The following is a 19225-nucleotide window of genomic DNA, read 5'->3' as shown; positions in this document are numbered from 1 at the left end:
GTGCCGTGTCCACCGAGGACAAGCTGCGGGACTACCTGAAGAGGGTCACCACGGACCTCGCCTCGGTCCGTCAGCGGCTGCGTGCCGCGGAGTCCACCGAGCACGAGCCGATCGCCATCATCGGCATGTCCTGCCGCTTCCCCGGCGGAGCGGACTCGCCCGAGGCGCTGTGGCGCCTGGTGCGGGACGGTGTCGACGCGATGGGTCCCTTCCCCGCCGACCGCGGCTGGGACATGACGCACTTCGAGACCGGTGTCGCCGCGGACGTGGACTTCTCCCGGGAGGGAGGCTTCCTCGACGGCGTCGCCGACTTCGACCCGTCGCTGTTCAACATCTCGCCGAACGAGGCGCTCGCGATGGACCCCCAGCAGCGGCTGATGCTGGAGACCTCCTGGGAGGCCGTGGAACGCGCCGGCATCGACCCGCTGTCCCTGCGCGGGAGCCGCACCGGCGTCTTCACCGGTGTCATGTACAACGAATACGCCTCGCGCATCATGTCCGTCCCGGACGAGGTCGCCGGGCACCTCGGCACCGGAAACAGCGGAAGTGTCGTCTCCGGCCGGGTCGCCTACACGCTGGGGCTGGAGGGCCCCGCCCTGACCGTGGACACCGCCTGCTCGTCGTCGCTGGTGGCGCTGCACCTGGCCATGCGGTCGCTGCGCAGCGGGGAGAGTTCGCTGGCCCTGGCCGGCGGCGTGGCCATCATGGTCACCCCGAACACCTTCTTCGACTTCGCCCTGTCCGGCGGTCTCGCCTCCGACGGCCGCTGCAAGGCCTTCTCGGCGGAGGCCGACGGCACCGGCTGGGCCGAGGGCGTGGGTGTGCTGTTGGTGGAGCGGCTCTCGGACGCCGTCCGCAACGGGCACGAGGTGCTGGCGGTGGTGCGCGGTTCCGCGGTCAACCAGGACGGCGCGTCCAGCGGACTGACCGCGCCGAACGGTCCCTCGCAGGAACGCGTGATCCGTGCCGCGCTGGCTGCCGCCCGGCTGACCGCCGCCGACATCGACGTGGTGGAGGCGCACGGTACGGGTACGACTCTGGGTGATCCGATCGAGGCGCAGGCGTTGCTGAACGCCTACGGTCAGGACCGGCCCGCGGGGCGGCCGTTGTGGCTGGGGTCGTTGAAGTCCAACATCGGGCACACGCAGGCCGCGGCGGGTGCGGGTGGTGTGATCAAGATGGTGCAGGCGCTGCGGCACGGGGTGCTGCCGCGGACCCTGCACGCGGACGAGCCCACCCCGCACGTGGACTGGTCCTCGGGGGCCGTCGAGCTGCTCACCGAGCCGCTGGAGTGGCCGAGCGGGGAGCAGCCGCGCCGTGCCGCGGTGTCCTCCTTCGGTGTCAGCGGCACCAACGCGCACGTGGTGCTGGAGGAATACCGCGCGCCGGAGACCGCCGCCCCGCCCGTGGAGGAGGACGGGGCGGGGGGAACCGCCCTCCCGGTGCTGCCCTGGATCCTGTCCGGGCGCAGCCCGCAGGCGCTGCGAGGCCAGGCCGGACGGCTGCTCAGCCACCTCCAGGACGTCGGGGAGGAGAACGCCCCGACGCCCGTGGACATCGGATACTCCTGCGCCACCACCCGGGCGACGCTGGAGCACCGTGCGGTGGTGCTGGCCGAGGACCACGCAGGGTTCCGCCGCGGCCTGACCGCCCTGGCCGAGGGCCGGGAGACCGCGGAGGTCATCGCCCGCACCCAGGACCCCGGGCAGGGCGGCACGGTGTTCGTGTTTCCGGGTCAGGGCTCGCAGTGGGCGGGGATGGCCGCGGAGTTGCTGGAGCGGGAGCCGGTGTTCGCCGAGGCGATGGCGGAGTGCGGGAGGGCGTTGGAGCCGTTCACCGACTTCTCGCTGGGGGAGGTGGTGCGGGGTGAGGGCGTGGAGCTGGAGCGGGTGGAGGTGGTCCAGCCGGTCCTGTGGGCGGTGATGGTGTCGCTGGCGAAGCTGTGGGCCTCGGTGGGGGTGGTGCCGGCCGCGGTGGTGGGTCATTCGCAGGGGGAGATCGCGGCGGCGGTGGTTGCCGGGGGGTTGTCGTTGGAGGACGGGGCGCGGGTGGTGGCGTTGCGGGCGCGTGCGATCGCCCGGGAGTTGGCGGGGCGGGGCGGGATGGTGTCCCTGGCGGTGCCCGTCCTGGAGGCGGAGGAGCTGGCGGGGCGGTGGGCGGGGTTGTCGGTGGCGGCGGTCAACGGGCCCGGTTCGACGGTGGTGTCGGGTGAGGCGGGTGCGGTGGAGGAGTTGCTGGCGCACTGCGAGGGGGAGGGTGTCAGGGCGCGGCGGGTTCCGGTGGACTACGCCTCGCACTGCGGGCAGGTGGAGCGGATCCGTGAGCGGCTGCTGGAGGATCTGGCCCCGATCGCCCCGGTGTCCTCCGCGGTGCCGTTCTACTCGACGGTCACCGGTGTGCGCATGGACACCGCTGGGCTGGACGCGGAGTACTGGTACGGCAATCTGCGCAATACGGTGCGGTTCGAGGAGGTCACGCGTGGCCTGCTGACCGAAGGACGCACCCTGTTCCTGGAGATCAGCCCGCACCCCGGCCTCAGCCTGGGCATCGGCGAGAGCGTCGAGGCCCTCGGGCTGCGCGCCTCCGTACTGTGCACCCTGCGCCGAGGCGAGGGCGGGGTCCGGCGCTGGCTCACCGCGGTCGCCGAGGCCCACGTGCACGGCGTACGCGTCGACTGGGCCGCGGTGTACGCCGGCCACGGCGGCACGCGCGTCGAACTGCCCACCTACGCCTTCCAGCGTCGCCGCTACTGGCTGGACACCGTCGCACTCGAACCACCCACCGCGGACCGCCCGCAGGACTGGTTCTGGTCCGCCGTCGAGCAGGAGGACCTGCCCGCCCTCCAGCGCATGCTCGACGTGAGTGGCCGGACCCCGCTCGAAGAGGCGCTGACCGCTCTCTCCGCATGGCACCGGCGAGACCGCGAACGCAGCCGGATCGAAAGCTGGCGCTACCGGACCGCCTGGACACCCGCCGCGCTCCCCGCCGGGCGACTCGACGGCCGCTGGGTCGTGGCCGTACCGCCGGACCACCCCGCACACCCGCTGGTCACCGCCGTCTCCACGGCCCTGGCGGAGGCCGGCGCCGCCCCCGAACCCTTGCCCGTCTCCCACCACGACGAGCGCGGCGACCTCGCCGAGCGGCTGCGTGGTGCGAGCGGCGTGCTGTCGTTGCTCTTCCTCACCGAGGGCCCCGTCCCCGAACACCCCGCCACCCCGGCCGCCTTCGCCGCCGCCCTCACCCTGCTGCACGCCGTGCACGACACGGGTGAACCGCTCCGCCTGTGGTGCGCCACCTCCGGCGCCGTCGCCGCCGCACCGGGGGACACGGTCACCCACCCGGACCAGGCTCTGGCATGGGGGCTCGGCCGGGTCGCCGCCCACGAGTACACCCAGTGGGGCGGCCTCGTCGACCTGCCCGCCGAACCCGAACCGCGCGCCCTCGCCCGGCTCGCCACCGTCCTCGCCGGCACCGACGAGGACCAGGCGGCGCTACGCGCCACCGGGATCTTCGTACCCCGTCTGCGCCGCGCCGAGCCCACCCCGCCCCGCCAGGTGTGGCAGCCGTCCGGCACCGTGCTCGTCACCGGCGGCACCGGCGGCATCGGCGCACACGTCGCCCGGTGGCTCGCCGCCTCGGGCGCGGAGCACCTGCTGCTGCTCAGCCGGCGCGGTCCCGAGGCCCCCGGCGCGGCGGAGCTCGTCGCCGAGCTGCGGGAGTCGGGCACCGACGTCACCGTGGCCGCGGTGGACGCGGCCGACCACGACGCGCTGGCCGCCGTCCTCGCGGACCTGCCCGCCGCCCAACCGCTGACCGCCGTCTTCCACGCCGCCGGGATCGTCGACTCGAGCATCCTGGACTCGCTCACCCCGGACCGCGTCGAGACCGTGCTGCGGGCCAAGGTCGGCGGCGCCCTCACCCTGCACCGGGCCACCGCGCACCTGGACCTGTCGGCCTTCGTCCTCTTCTCGTCGCTCGCCGGCGTCTTCGGCTCGGCCGGCGAGGGCAACTACGCCCCCGGCAACGCCTTCCTGGACGCCTTCGCGCAGTACCGCCGTTCCCAGGGCCTGGTCGCGACCTCGGTCGCCTGGGGCTCGTGGGCGGGCGCCGGAATGGCGGAGGGCGACTTCGGCGACGTCCTGGAGCGCCACGGCATCCACCGGATGGAGCCCGAGCACGCCCTGGCGGGCCTGCGTACGGCGCTGGAGGGCGACGAGACCACGCTCGCCCTCGCCGACATCCGCTGGGAGGTCTTCTCCTGGTTCTTCACCGCCACGCACCCCAGCCGCCTGCTCGACGAACTCCCGGACGTGCGCACACTCCGGCAGACCGCACAGCAGGACCCTGCCCGGGGCAGCACCACCGACCAGGAGAGCCTCTCCCCGGCCCAGCGGCTGGCGGGGGCCTCGGAGGCGGAGCGCAACCGGTTCCTGCTCGACCTGGTCCGGGACCAGGTGGCGCTGGTACTCGGCTACGAGTCGGGGTCCGAGGTGGAGCCGGGCCGGGCGCTCGGTGAACTCGGCCTCACCTCGGCGGGCGCCGTCGAACTGCGCAACCGCCTCACCTTCACCACCGGGCTGCGCATCTCCGCGACGGTCGTCTTCGACCACCCCAGCCCCCTGGCCCTCGCCCGCTTCCTGGCCACCGAGATCACCGGCGGGAGCGAGGACGGCATCGCCGACGCCGCCGCCGCGGCGGTGCCCGGGCGCGACGGCACCCTCCTCGTGGACGACCCGATCGTCATCGTCGGCATGGCCTGCCGCTTCCCCGGCGGCGTCCGCTCCCCGGAAGACCTGTGGAGGCTGGTCGAGTCCCGCACCGACGCGATGGGGCCCTTCCCGGCCGATCGCGGCTGGGACCTCGACGCGTTCGGCGGCGACTACCCGCGGACGGGCGGTTTCCTCCCCGACGCGACCGACTTCGACGCCGAGCTGTTCGGCATCTCGCCGCGCGAGGCGCTGGCCATGGACCCGCAGCAGCGACTGCTCCTCGAAGCCTCCTGGGAGGCGCTGGAGCGCGCGGGCATCCACCCCCGGTCGCTGGCCGGTTCACGCACGGCGGTGTACGCCGGCACCGGAGGCCAGGACTACCTGGCCGTGCTGGCGGGCGACCCCGTGGCCGGCGAGGGCTACCTGGTCACCGGCGGTTCCCCCAGCGTCCTGTCCGGCCGGGTCGCCTACGCCTTCGGGCTGGAGGGCCCGGCGGTCACCGTGGACACCGCCTGCTCGTCGTCCCTGGTCGCCCTGCACCTGGCCTGCCAGTCGCTGCGGCACCAGGAGAGCGACCTCGCCCTGGTCGGCGGAGTCAACGTGATCTCCCTGCCGTCCGTCTTCGCCGAGTTCAGCAAGCAGCGCGGCCAGGCCGCCGACGGCCGCTGCAAGGCCTTCGCCGCCTCTGCGGACGGCGCCGGATGGGGAGAGGGCGTCGGCGTACTGCTGGTCGAGCGGCTCTCGGACGCCCGCCGGCGCGGACACGAGGTGCTGGCCGTGGTCCGGGGCAGCGCCGTCAACTCCGACGGCGCCTCGAACGGCCTCACGGCGCCGAACGGGCCCGCGCAGCAGCGGGTGATCCGCGCGGCGCTGGCCTCCGCCGGACTGGAGGCGACCGACGTCGATCTGGTGGAGGCGCACGGTACGGGCACACGGCTCGGTGATCCGATCGAGGCGGAGGCACTGCTGGCGACGTACGGCAGGGACCGCTCGGAACCCCTCTACCTGGGGTCGGTGAAATCCAACATCGGGCACACCCAGGCCGCCGCCGGTGTCGTGGGCGTGATCAAGGCCGTCATGGCGTTGCGGCACGGGGTCCTGCCGGCGACGCTGCACGTGGACGAGCCGACCCCGGAGGTGGACTGGTCGTCCGGCACGGTGGAACTGCTCACCGAGAACCGCACCTGGCCGGAGGCGGGCCGTCCGCGCCGGGCGGGGGTCTCCTCGTTCGGGATCAGCGGCACCAACGCCCACACCATCCTGGAAGAGGCGCCGGAAACGAGCCGGGGACCCGTCGACGGGCGCGGCGAACGTCCCGACCTCCCGTTGCCCGTCGCGCTGTCCGGCGCCACGCCGGACGCACTCGCCCGGCAGGCCGCCCTGCTCGCCGGGCTGGACGCGGACACCGCCGACCTGGCGCACTCCCTGGCCACCACGCGGGCCGAACTGGCGCACCGCGCCATGGTCCTCGGCTCCCACACGTCCGCCCTGACGGCCCTCGCCACGGGCGAGCACACCCAGGACGTGGTGAGGGACAAGGTCGTGCACGGTGGCCTGGCGCTGCTGTTCTCGGGTCAGGGTTCGCAGCGGTCGGGGATGGGCCGGGAGCTGTACGGGGCTTTCCCGGTGTTCGCGGATGCCTTCGACGCGGTGTGTGCGCGGGTGGATCTCGAGCGTCCTTTGCGTGAGGTGGTGTTCGGGGAGGACGCGGGGTTGCTGGAGCGGACGGTCTACGCGCAGGCGGGGTTGTTCGCGTTGGAGGTGGCGCTGTTCCGGTTGCTGGAGTCGTGGGGTGTGACCCCGGATGTGCTGGTGGGGCACTCGATCGGTGAGCTGGCGGCGGCACACTGCGCGGGAGTGCTGTCGCTCGACGATGCCTGCGTGTTGGTGTCCGCTCGGGGTCGGTTGATGGACGCGTTGCCCGAGGGCGGGGCGATGCTGGCCGTGGAGGTGGCCGAGGAGGACCTGGAGCTGCCTGACGGGGTGGACCTGGCGGCGGTGAACGGGCCCACGTCGGTCACGGTGTCCGGTGAGGCGGCAGCGATCGCGGAGCTGGAGGAGCGGCTCCGGGCGCGGGAGATACGGGTCAAGCGCCTCGCGGTCTCGCACGCCTTCCACTCCCGCTTGATGGAGCCGATGCTGGCCGAGTTCGCGGCCGTGGCGCGGTCGTTGGCCTACCACGCCCCGCAGATCCCGGTCCTGACCACCGCTCCCGGTGACCTGGCCACGTCCGAGTACTGGGTGGGCCAGGTGCGCGAGCCGGTCCGTTTCGCCGACGCGCTCGGCCGGTTCGCCGGGGTGCGGACGGCGCTGGAGCTGGGCCCCGCCGGGGTGCTCTCCGCCCTCGCCCAGGAGCAGGACGACACCCTGGTCCCCGTTCCCGCGCTGCGCCCGGACCGTCCCGAGGCCGCCACCCTCGTCCGCGCCGTCGCCCGCCTGTACACCCGGGGCGTTCCCGTGGACTGGTCCAGCTACCTCGCCCCCTTCGAGGGCGCCCGCATCACGCTGCCCACCTACCCCTTCGCCCGTCAGCGGTACTGGCCCGAACCGGTGGCCGCCCCCCGCCCCGTCGCCGGGGAGAACCCGGCCGAGCGTGACTTCTGGGCGGCCGTGGACTCGACCGACGCCGATGCCGTCGCCGGTGCGCTGTGCCTGGACGACGAGCAGCGCGACGGCCTCGGCGCCGTCCTGCCCGCGCTCGCCGCCTGGCGGGAGCAGAACCGTCACAAGGCCACCACCGACGCCTGGCGCTACCGCGTCGGCTGGAGCCCGGTCACCGACCGCCAGGCGCGGCTGACCGGCACCTGGCTCCTGGTCACCGGGGGCGAGGTGCCCGGCGGGCTCGTCGAGGGCCTGCGTGGTGCGGGTGCCGACCTCGTCGAGCTGACGGAACCCGGCACCGACCGCGCGGAGTGCGCGGAGGCGCTGGCCCGTGCGGCCTCGGCCGCCGCCGAGCGCGGCCGTCCCGTCGCCGGGCTGCTCGCCCGCGTGGACACCGCCGCCGACCTGCTGCGGCTCGTCCAGGCCCAGGGCGACGCCGGCCTCACCGCACCGCTGTGGTGCCTCACCTCCGGCGCGGTCGCGGTCGCACCCGGTGACGTGTGCGACCCGTCGGCCGCCCAGCTGTGGGGCCTCGGCCGCGTCGCCGCACTCGAACACCCCGACCGCTGGGGCGGGCTGGTCGACGTACCGGCCCACCTCGACCGGCGAGCGGCCGACCGGCTGGTCCAGCTGCTGGCCGGAGAGTCGGGCGAGGACCAGGCGGCCGTCCGGCCGACGGGGCTGCACGCCCGTCGTCTGCGGCGCGCCCCCACCGGCGCGCCCGGGCAGCCACGGCCTGCCGAGTGGCACGCCGACGGTCCGGTCCTGCTCACCGGGGGCACCGGTGCGCTCGGCGCCAAGGTCGCCCGGCTGCTGGCCGAGCGCGGTGCCACCCGCGTGGTCGTGGCGAGCCGCCGCGGCCCCGCCGCACCCGGCGCGTCCGACCTCGTCGCGGACCTCGCGGAGCGTGGCTGCGACGCCGTCGTCGTCGCCTGCGACCTGAGCGACCGCGGCGCGGTGGCCGAGTTGCTGGAGCGCCACCCCGTGACCGCGGTCGTCCACGCCGCGGGGATCGTCGACGACGGTGTGCTCGACGCGCTGACCCCGGAGCGGCTCACCGCCGTACTCGACGCCAAGGCCCACTCCGCCGACGCGCTGGACGAGCTCACCGGCGAACTGACCGACTTCGTCGTCTTCTCCTCGGTCGCGGGCGTCATCGGCAGCGCCGGACAGGGCCCCTACGCGGCCGCCAACGCGCACCTCGACGCCCTCGTGGAACGCCGCCGCGCCCGGGGCCTGCCCGGCACCGCCCTCGCCTGGGGCGCCTGGGCCGGGGCCGGCATGGCCGCCGACCCGGCCGCCGCCGCCCGCCTGGCGCGCGGCGGACTGCCCGGCATGGAGGAGAGCCGGGCCCTGGAGGCACTGGCCACCGCCCTCACCGAGAGGGACGGCGCGCTGGTCGTCGCCGACATCGACTGGGAACGCTTCGTGCCGGGCTTCACCGCGGTCCGGCGGAGCAGGCTGTTCGCCGAACTCCCCGAGGCCGTCCCGGTCGTCCGCGGAGTCCGGGCCACCGGCCCGGTCACTCCCACCGCGCCGGGCGCGGACGCCGCCGAGCAGGCCCGCCACGTGGACCACCTCGTCCTGGAGGCCGTCGCGGGCGTCCTCGGTCACGGTTCGCCGGCCGACGTCGACCGCGAACGCGCCTTCCACGACATGGGCTTCGACTCCCTCACCGCCCTGGAGCTGCGCAACCTCCTGGCGGCCCGGACCGGGCTCACCCTGCACGCCGGCCTCGTCTTCGACTTCCCGACCCCCGGCGCCCTCGCCGAACACCTGCTCACCTCGCTGTCCGGCGGAGCCGCCGCCTCCGACACCGTCCGGCCCGGGGACGGGGGCCGGGCGGCGGCCGACGAACCCATCGCCATCATCGGCATGTCCTGCCGCTTCCCCGGCGGAGTCGACTCGCCCGAGGCGCTGTGGCGCCTGGTGCGGGACGGCGTCGACGCGATGGGTGACTTCCCCGCCGACCGGGGCTGGGACCTCGACACCCTGCTCGGCCACGACGGCCCCTCGCACACCCGCGCGGGCGGCTTCCTCGACGACATCGCCGCCTTCGACGCGGGCCTGTTCGGCATCTCCCCGCACGAGGCGCTCGCCATGGACCCGCAGCAGCGGATGCTGCTGGAGAGCGCCTGGGAGGCGTTCGAACGCGCGGGCATCGACCCCACCTCCGTGCGCCGGAGCGACACCGGAGTGTTCGCGGGCACCAACGGCCAGGACTACCTGGCGCTGCTGCTCGGCTCCGAGGCCGCCACCGCGGGACACCTGGGCACCGGCAACTCCGCCAGCGTCCTCTCCGGCCGGATCTCGTACACCTTCGGTCTGCGCGGACCCGCCCTCAGCGTGGACACCGCCTGCTCCTCGTCCCTGGTCGCGCTCCACCTCGCCGCCCGGTCCCTGCGGGCGGGGGAGTGCTCGATGGCCCTGGCCGGCGGCGTCACCGCGATGCCGCTGCCCGGCACCTTCATCGAGTTCAGCACCCAGGGCGCGCTCTCCTCCGACGGCCGCTGCAAGGCCTTCTCCGCCGACGCCGACGGCACCGGCTGGGGAGAAGGCGTCGGTCTGCTCCTGCTGGAGCGGCTCTCGGACGCGGAACGCAACGGACACCGCGTACTGGCGGTGGTGCGGGGCAGCGCGGTCAACCAGGACGGCGCATCCAACGGTCTGACCGCGCCGAACGGCCCGTCGCAGGAGCGGGTGATCCGGGCGGCGCTGGCCGACGCACGGCTGACCGCCGCCGAGGTGGACGCCGTGGAGGCGCACGGTACGGGCACGAAGCTGGGCGATCCGATCGAGGCGCAGGCGCTGCTGGCGACGTACGGGCAGGGGCGCGAAGAGCCCCTCTACCTGGGGTCGGTGAAGTCGAACATCGGGCACACCCAGGCGGCCGCCGGTGTCGCGGGCGTCATCAAGATGGTGGAGGCGCTGCGGCACGGCATGCTGCCCGCCACCCTGCACGCGCGGGAGCCCTCCGCGCAGGTGGACTGGTCGGCGGGGGCCGTGGAACTGCTGACCGACGCCCGGCGGTGGCCGGAGACGGACCGGCCGCGCCGGGCGGGTGTGTCCTCGTTCGGGATGAGCGGCACCAACGCCCACGTGATCCTGGAGAGCGCGCCACAGGCCCTCGACGCGACCGGCGCCGTGGTGGGGGAGAATCCGTCGGCAGCCGGTGCGGTGGTGCCGTGGCTGCTGTCGGCGCGGAGCGGGGAAGCGCTGCGCGGGCAGGCGGAGCGGCTGCTGACCGCCGGTGAAACCGATCCCGTGGACGTGGCCTGGTCGTTGGCCACCGGGCGCGCGGTGCTGGATCAGCGTGCCGTGCTGCTGGGCCCCGACCACGCGACCCAGCTGCGGGCACTGGTGGCCGCCGAGGAGACGGCCGGAGTGGTGCGCGGCGGCGCGGTCCGGGGCGGCACGGTGTTCGTGTTCCCCGGACAGGGCTCCCAGTGGGCCGGCATGGCGGCCGAACTGCTCGACGCGGAACCGGTGTTCGCCGCGCGGATGGAGCAGTGCCGGCGGGCGCTGGAGCCCTTCACCGACTTCTGCCTGCTGGAAGTGGTCAGGGGCGAGGGGGCCGAACTGGAGCGGGTCGAGGTCGTGCAACCGGTGCTGTGGGCGGTGATGGTGTCGCTGGCCGAGCTGTGGGCTTCGGCGGGCGTCGCCCCGTCCGCGGTGGTGGGACATTCGCAGGGAGAGATCGCGGCCGCGGTGGTGGCGGGAGCGCTGTCGGTGGACGATGGGGCGCGGGTGGTGGCGCTGCGGGCGCGTGCCATCGCCGACGAGCTGGCCGGGCTCGGCGGGATGGTGTCGCTGGCCGTCTCGCGCGAGGTGGCACAGGAGTTGACCGACCGCTGGGAGGGACTCTCGGTCGCGGCGGTCAACGGCCCCGGCTCGACGGTCGTCTCGGGGAACGTGGCGGCGCTGGAGGCACTGGTCGCCCACTGCGCCGCCGCCGGGATCCGGGCCCGCCGCCTGCCGGTGGACTACGCGTCGCACTCCGCGCACGTCGAGCGGCTGAGGACCCGTCTCCTGGCCGACCTCCGCGACGTGGACCCGGCGCCCTCCTCCGTGCCCTTCTACTCGGCACTCACCGGCGGACGGATCGACACGTCCACGCTGGGCGCCGAGTACTGGTACGACAACCTGCGCGCCACCGTCCGCTTCGAGGACGCCACCCGCGCCCTGCTGGACGACGGGAACCGGCTGCTGATCGAGGTCAGCCCCCACCCCGTGCTCACCGTGGGCCTGCGGGAGACCCTGGACGACACGGACCTCCCCGGCGCCGTCCTGAACACCCTGCGACGCGGCGAGGGCGGCCGCGAACGCTGGCTCACCGCGCTCGCCGAGGCCCACGTACGCGGAGTCGGGATCGACTGGCAGCGCCTCCTCCCCGAGGGACGGCCGGTCGATCTGCCCACCTACGCCTTCGACCGCGACCGCTACTGGCCCGACCCCGTCGAGCACTTGGCCGGCGGGCGGGCCGGCTCGCCTCCCGGAGGCACGGACCAGGCGGACCAGGCGGAGCAGGCGTTCTGGAACGACGTCGAACGCGGCGACACCACCGCCGTCGCCAGGACCCTGGGCCTCGACGCACCGGGCCTCGACCAGGTGCTGCCCGCCCTCGCCTCCTGGCGGCGGGCCCGCCGCCAGGAGGCCACCGTGGACTCCCGGCGCTACGAGGTGACCTGGCGCCCCCTGGTCGGCCTGCCGACCACCACGCCGACAGGACGATGGCTGCTCGCCCTCCCGCCGGCCGGCGCCGAGGCGGAGACGGAGACCGTACGCACCGCCCTGGCCCACGCCGAGGTCACCGAGGTCCGCGTCCCCGCCGACACCGAACGGAGCGAACTGGCGCGGACCCTGGCCCAGTTGTCCGCACCGCACGACTTCACGGGGGTCGTCTCGCTGCTGGCGTTCGCCGACCGGCCGCACTCCGGGGACGAGGTCCTCGCCCCCGGAACCGGCGACACCGTCACCCTGCTGCAGGCGCTCGGCGACATCGGGATCGGCGCACCCCTGTGGTGCCTCACCCGCGGCGCGGTCGCCGTGGGCCGCTTCGACCCGGCGGCCGACCGCGGCCGGGCCATGCTGTGGGGCCTGGGCCGGGTGGCCGCGCTGGAGCACCCCGAGCGCTGGGGCGGGCTCATCGACCTGTCCGAGACCGCGGACGCCCGCTCCGCCGCCCGGCTCGGCACCCTCCTGGCAGGCGCCGCCGAGGACGAGGACCAGCTGGCGGTACGACCCTCCGGGGTGTTCTCCCGCCGGGTACGGCGTGCCGCGCCGGAACCCGTCACGGCCCCGTGGACCCCCGGCGGCCCGGTCCTGGTCACCGGCGGGACCGGGGCGCTCGGCCGCGAGGTCGCCCGCTGGCTCGCCCGACGCGGCGTCACCGAGCTGCTCCTCGTCAGCCGGACGGGACCGGAGGCCCCCGGTACCGGTGAACTGGTCGCCGAACTGGCCGGGATCGGAGCCACCGCGGTCGTCGCCGCCTGCGACGTCGGCGACCGGGCGGCCCTCGCCGCCCTCCTGGAACGCCACCCGGTCACCGGCGCCGTCCACACCGCGGGCATCTCGACCACCGCGCCCCTGGCCGCCACCTCACCGGCCGAGATCGCCGACCACGTCCGGGCCAAGGTGCTCGGCGCGGTCCACCTGGACGCCCTGCTGGGCGACCGCGCCGACCTCTTCGTGCTGTTCTCCTCGATCGCCGGTGTCTGGGGCGGAGGAGGGCAGGCCGCGTACGCCGCCGCCAACGCCCACCTCGACGCACTCGCCGAACACCGCAGGGCCCACGGTCGGGCGGCCACCGCCGTCGCGTGGGGAGCCTGGGACGGCAGCGGCATGGTCGCCGACCGGGACGCCGGCGACTACCTGCGGGAGCGGGGCATCACCCCCATGCCGCCACAGCTGTGCCTGGCCGCCCTGGCCTCCGCCGTCGACTCCGGCCGCGCCACCGGCGTGTTCGCCGACGTCGACTGGGACCGCTTCGTTCCCACGTTCACCGCCCGCCGTCCCAGCCCCCTGGTGAGCGACCTGCCGGAGGCGACCACCGGCCGGGCCGACGCGTCCGGGGCCACGGCCGGGGCCGACGACAGCGCGGAGGGCCGCGCGCTGCGTGCGAGGCTCAAGGCGGCCGGCGCCGCCGACCGTCACCGCCTCCTGCTCGACCTGGTGCGCACCGTGGTCGCCACCGTGCTCGGCCACCCCGGCCCCCGGGCCGTCGACCCCGACCGCGTCTTCACCGAACTCGGCATCGACTCGCTCACCGCGCTCCGCGTCCGCGACGGCCTGGCCGGGGCCACCGGTCTCCGGCTCCCGGCCACCCTGGTCTTCGACCACCCCACCGCCCGCGTGGCCGCCACCGAACTGCTCTCCCTGCTGGGCGCCGCGGAGCCGGCCCCCACGCAGGCGCCCGCACGTCCCGCCGAGCGGGCCGAGGCGGACGACCCGGTCGTCATCGTCTCCATGAGCTGCCGCTACCCGGGCGGCGCCGACTCCCCGGAGAACCTCTGGGAGGTGGTCGCGGCCGGGACCGACGCCATGTCGCCCTTCCCCGTGGACCGCGGCTGGGACCTGCCGGACGCGGCCGACTTCACCGCCGAGGGCGGATTCCTGCACGACGCCGCGGAGTTCGATGCCGACCTGTTCGGCATCTCACCCCGCGAGGCCGTCGCCATGGACCCGCACCAGCGGCTGCTCCTGGAGAGCGCCTGGGAACTGCTGGAGCGCGGGGGCATCGCGCCGACCGCCGTACGGGGCACCCGCACCGGCGTCTTCGTCGGCGCCTCCGCCGGCGGCTACGCCCTGGCCGGCGTCCTGCCGGAGGGCTCCGAGAGCCACGCCATGACCGGCGCCTCGGGCAGTGTGCTGTCCGGCCGCGTCTCCTACACCTTCGGCCTGGAGGGCCCCGCGGTCACCGTGGACACGGCCTGCTCGTCGTCCCTGGTGGCCCTGCACCTGGCGGCGCAGTCGCTGCGCAACGGCGAATGCTCCATGGCGCTCGCGGGCGGCGTCACCGTGATGCACTCGCCCGTCGTCTTCGCCGAGTTCGGCCGCCAGGGCGGCCTCGCCTCCGACGGCCGCTGCCGCTCCTTCGCCGCCTCCGCGGACGGCACCGGCTGGGGCGAGGGCGTGGGCCTGGTGCTGCTGGAGCGGCTCTCGGACGCGCGCCGCAACGGGCACCGGGTGCTCGGCGTGGTGCGCGGCAGTGCGGTCAACCAGGACGGTGCCTCCAACGGCCTGACGGCGCCGAACGGCCCCGCGCAGCAGCGGGTGATCCGCGCCGCGCTGGCCGCGGCCGGTCTGGAGGCCGCCGAGGTGGACGCGGTGGAGGCACACGGTACGGGCACGAAGCTGGGCGATCCGATCGAGGCGCAGGCGCTGCTGGCCACCTACGGCCAGGACCGCGAGGAACCCCTCTACCTGGGGTCGGTGAAGTCCAACATCGGCCACACCCAGGCCGCTTCGGGCATCGCGGGCGTCATCAAGACCGTCGAGGCGATCCGCCGGGGCGTGCTGCCCAGGACACTGCACGTGGACGAGCCGACCCCGGAGGTCGACTGGTCGACCGGCGCCGTCGAACTCCTCACCGACGACCGGCCCTGGCCGCGGACGGGCCGTGCCCGCAGAGCCGGAGTGTCCTCGTTCGGGATCAGCGGCACCAACGCCCACGTCCTCATCGAGGAGGCTCCGCCGGAGCCGGAGCCGGAGCCGGAGCCCGAGACCGCACCGGCGCCGGCCGGCCGGAGCGGGAGTGTGCCGGACACCGCCGCCCCGCTCCTGCTCTGGCCGGTCTCGGGACGGTCCGAGGCCGCACTGCGGGCCCAGGCCGACCGGCTCCGCTCGCACGTCGACCGCACCGGCGCCACGCTCGACCTGCGCGCCGCCGCCCACCACCTGGCCACCGCCAGGGCCGCCCTGGAGCACCGCGCCGTCGTGCTGGCACGCGACGCCGAAGGGCTCCGCCGCGGACTCGCCGGGCTCGCCGGGGCGGCCGGCACCGCGGCCGGGACCGTCCGTGGCGAGGCCGGGCGCGGGGATCTCGCCTTCGTCTTCTCCGGTCAGGGCGCGCAGCGCGTCGGCATGGGCCGCGAACTGTACGAGACGTACCCGGTGTTCGCCGACGCCTTCGACGCGGTCTGCGCCCACCTCGACCCGCACCTGGACCGACCGCTGCGCGAGGTCGTCCTGCACGACGCCGACGCGCTGGGCCGCACCGCCTGGACCCAGCTCGGCCTCTTCGCCTTCGAGGTCGCGCTCTTCCGGCTGCTGGAGTCCTGGAGCGTGGGCCCCGACCGGCTGGCCGGGCACTCCGTGGGCGAGGTCGCCGCCGCGCACGCCGCCGGCGTCCTCTCGCTCGCCGACGCCTGCACCCTGGTGGCCGCCAGAGGACGGCTCATGGGGGCGCTGCCCGAGGGGGGCGCGATGATGTCCGTGCGGATGACCGAGGCCGAGGCGCACGCCGCTTTGAGCGGGTACGAGGCCCGGGCGGCGGTCGCCGCCGTCAACAGCCGGGACGACGTCGTCCTCTCCGGCGACGCCGACGCCCTGGCGGAGCTGGCCGAGGAGGCCGGGCGGACCGGTCGTACGCTCCGCTTCCTGGACGTCTCGCACGCCTTCCACTCCCCGCGCGTGGACCCCGTGCTGGACGACTTCGCCGCCGTGGCCGCGTCCCTGGAGTACCGCCCCGCCCGCATCCCGCTGGTATCGACGGTCACGGGCCTCCCCGACGACGGCGCGATGTCCGCTCCGGAGTACTGGGTCCGCCAGATACGCGCCACCGTGCGCTTCTCCGACGCCGTCGGCACCCTGCTGGACCAGGGCGTGACCCGCTTCGCCGAGATCGGCCCCGGTGCCGCGCTCACCGTCCCGCTGGAGCGGAACCTGGAACGCGCCCGCTCCCTCGACGACACCACCGACGCCCTCTGCGTGGCGCTCCAGCGCTCCGGCAGGGAGGAACCCGCCGCGTTGCTCACCGCCGTCGCCCGGCTGCACACGGCCGGCGTCCCCGTCGGCTGGGACGCGCTCCTCGGACCCGTCACCGGGCCCCGCCCCGACCTGCCGACGTACGCCTTCCAGCGACGCCGCTACTGGCCCGAGCCGCACCCCACCGCGGCACCGCCCGCCGCGCGTACCGGCCGCCACCGCCCGCTTCTCGACGAACTCCCCGAGGTCCGGGCCCGGTCCGCCGCCGCGCGCGACACGGCAACGGAACCGGGCACGGTCCACGGCCTCGCCGGTCTCGACCGGCCCGGGGCGGCGCTCGACCTCGTCCGCGGCACGGCCGCCACGGTGCTCGGCCACACCGACGCCGCGTCCGTCGCCCCCGACCGGCAGTTCCTGGAACTCGGCGTCGACTCGCTCGCCGCGCTGGAGATCCGCGGCTCCCTGGAGCGGGCGACGGGCCTGTCCCTGCCCGCCACCGTCGTCTTCGACCATCCCACACCCGCCGCCCTCGCCCGCCACCTCGCCGCCGCCACGGCCGCCGACGGCGGGGCCCGGGGCAGCACGGTGCCCGCCGTGACGCTCGGCATCTCGCCCACCGACCGGAACCCGGTCGGCCTGCTGGACTCCCTCTACCGGGAGGCCGTGAGCACCGGGCGCATCACGGAGTTCCTCGAACTGGTCGGCGAGACCGCGAAGTTCCGGCCGATGGCCGACGACGTGACCGAGGCGGGCGGACCGGCGGCGCTCACCACCCTGGCCGACGGCCCGGCGTCCGAGCTGCTGGTCTGCGTCAGCGGACTGACGGCCGGGGGCGGTCCCCAGGAGTTCGTCCGACTGGCCGCGCCCCTGCGCGGCGCACGGCGCGTGGCCGCGGTGCCCGTCCTCGGCTACGGGCGCGGCGAGTTGCTGCCCGCGACCCCCGAAGTCGCCCTCGACTGGCAGGCCCGCGGCATCCTCGCCCACGCCCAGGACACGCCGGTCGTCCTCTTCGGGCACTCCGGTGGCGCGATCCTCGCCCACCGCCTCGCCGTGCGCCTCGCCGAACTCGGCGCGCCCCCGGCCGGGCTGGTGCTGGCGGACGTCTACCGGCTGGACGACCCCCAGATGGCCGACTGGAGCGCCGAACTTTCCGAAGGGGTCTTCGAACGGGCGGAGCAGTTCGTGCCCATGGACGACAGCCGTCTCACCGCGATGACCTGGTACGGCAACCTGTTCTGGGAGAACCCGCGCCCCGACACCCGCGTTCCCACGCTCCTGCTGCGTGCCTCGGAGCCCCTGCGCGAGCCCGCCGACGGCCGCGACTGGCGCAGCTCGTGGAAGGCGGCCCGCGACGTCGTCGACGTACCGGGCAACCACTTCACGATGATGGCCGAGCACGCCGGCACCACGGCCCGCGCCGTCCACCGGTGGATCGAGGAGCTGCCCCGATGACCGCGCCGGAGCCACCCCACCGGCACTCCGGCCGGCCTCGCCCCTGAGCCGGCGTCCGGGCCCCGCAGCCCGCCCGGGCGCCCGGACAGCTCACATCCCACACCTGAGGAAGGCCCCCATGGTCACAGACCAGAGCCCCGAGGCGCCCCTGAAGACGGTGCGCGGCTGCCGTCTCGTCACGCTCCCGGACAACACCGACCCGCGCGGCTCCCTCACCGTGATCGAGCGGGGACAGCACGTCGACTTCCCCGTGGAGCGGGTCTTCTTCGTGCACGGAGTACCGCCGCAGGCGGTCAGGGGGCTGCACGTGCACCGGGAACTGCACGAGCTGATCGTGGCCGCCGCCGGATCCTTCGAGGTCGTCGTGGACGACGGCTTCTCGCGCGCCACGGTGCGCCTGGACCGTCCGGACCAGGCGCTCCACGTGGAACCCGGTGTGTGGACCGAGTTCGCCGGCTTCTCGCCCGACGCGCTCTGCCTGGTGCTCGCCTCGGCCCCCTACGAACTGGACGACTACCTCTACGACTACGACGAGTTCGTGCGGACCGCACGCCTTCCCCGTGCCGGAGCCGTCGCCGGCCTGGTGGGGACGGACGGGCCGGGCGACCGGCACCTGGACACACAGACGACCGAACGACCCCTGGGAGCAGACGCGTGAGGACCGACCGGCACCAGACCATCTACGAACGCGGCGAGATGTACGAGGCCTTCTACCGGGGCCGGGGCAAGGACTACACGGGCGAGGCCGACCTGGTGACGTCCCTGGTACGGGAACGGCTGCCGGAGGCCGACTCGCTGCTGGACGTCGGCTGCGGCTCGGGCGACCACCTCGCGCGCTTCGCCGCCTCCTTCGGGCACGTCGAGGGCCTCGACCTGTCCGAGGACATGGTGCAGCTGGCCCGGAAGAACACCGGGGTCCCCGTCCACCGGGGCGACATGCGCGACTTCACCCTCGACCGCACCTTCGGCGCGGTGGTCAGCCTGTTCAGCGGGGTGGCGTACTGCGCCGACCCCGACGAACTCACCGCCACCCTCCGCAGCTTCGCCCGCCACCTCGTGCCCGGCGGCGTCATCGTCATCGAACCCTTCTGGCTCCCGGAGGACTTTTTGGAGGGCTACGTGGGCACCGACACGGTCGAGTCGGGCGGGCGTACCTACGTCCGCGTGTCCCACTCCGTCCGCGACGGCGGGGTCAGCCACATGGAGGTGCACTACCTGGTGGCGTCCGCGGAGGACGGTGTCACGCACCTCTCCGACGTGCACCGCACCACGCTGTTCACCCGCGAGGAGTACGAGAGCGCCTTCGTCCGCGCGGGATGCGAGGTCGAGTACGTGAAACGCCCGCTCGCACCGCGTGGCCTGTTCGTCGGGACCGCCCCCGCCGCCTGACCGGCGGCCGAGCCCCCGAAGGAACCCCGAGGCGACGTCAGGGTCGTAGGGGTCGTCCCGTAGGGGGCGTAAGGGGGATCAACCGATCGGTTGATCCCCCTGACGAGCGTGATGGGCGATGTGCCGACCGGGCCCGGCCCGGCACGGTG

The 19225-nt window shown here is 75.0% G+C and carries 3 protein-coding genes; all 3 read left to right on the top strand.

Annotated elements, in window-relative coordinates; genetic code table 11:
• The first annotated feature begins 5 nt into the window (after positions 1–5).
• The 3 genes from ACGF5T_RS09550 (at position 6) to ACGF5T_RS09540 (ending at position 19076) form a co-directional block, all read left to right on the top strand.
• Positions 6–17687, top strand: coding sequence for a type I polyketide synthase (locus ACGF5T_RS09550; RefSeq protein ID WP_392887596.1), 17682 nt, complete (start codon positions 6–8; stop codon positions 17685–17687).
• Between the two features lie 118 nt (positions 17688–17805).
• Positions 17806–18345, top strand: a complete 540-nt coding sequence (locus ACGF5T_RS09545) for an FdtA/QdtA family cupin domain-containing protein (RefSeq protein ID WP_366768824.1) — start codon at positions 17806–17808, stop codon at positions 18343–18345.
• Positions 18342–19076: a class I SAM-dependent methyltransferase gene (locus ACGF5T_RS09540; RefSeq protein WP_366768825.1), complete on the top strand. Its 735-nt coding sequence runs from the start codon at positions 18342–18344 to the stop codon at positions 19074–19076. The genes ACGF5T_RS09545 and ACGF5T_RS09540 overlap by 4 nt, the downstream gene beginning before the upstream one ends.
• The last annotated feature ends 149 nt before the right edge of the window (positions 19077–19225 follow it).

Origin of the sequence: Streptomyces sp. NPDC047853 (assembly GCF_043204535.1) — a bacterium.
In the GTDB taxonomy this organism is placed as follows: Bacteria; Actinomycetota; Actinomycetes; order Streptomycetales; family Streptomycetaceae; genus Streptomyces.
This window is presented reverse-complemented; position numbering and strand designations above follow the sequence as displayed.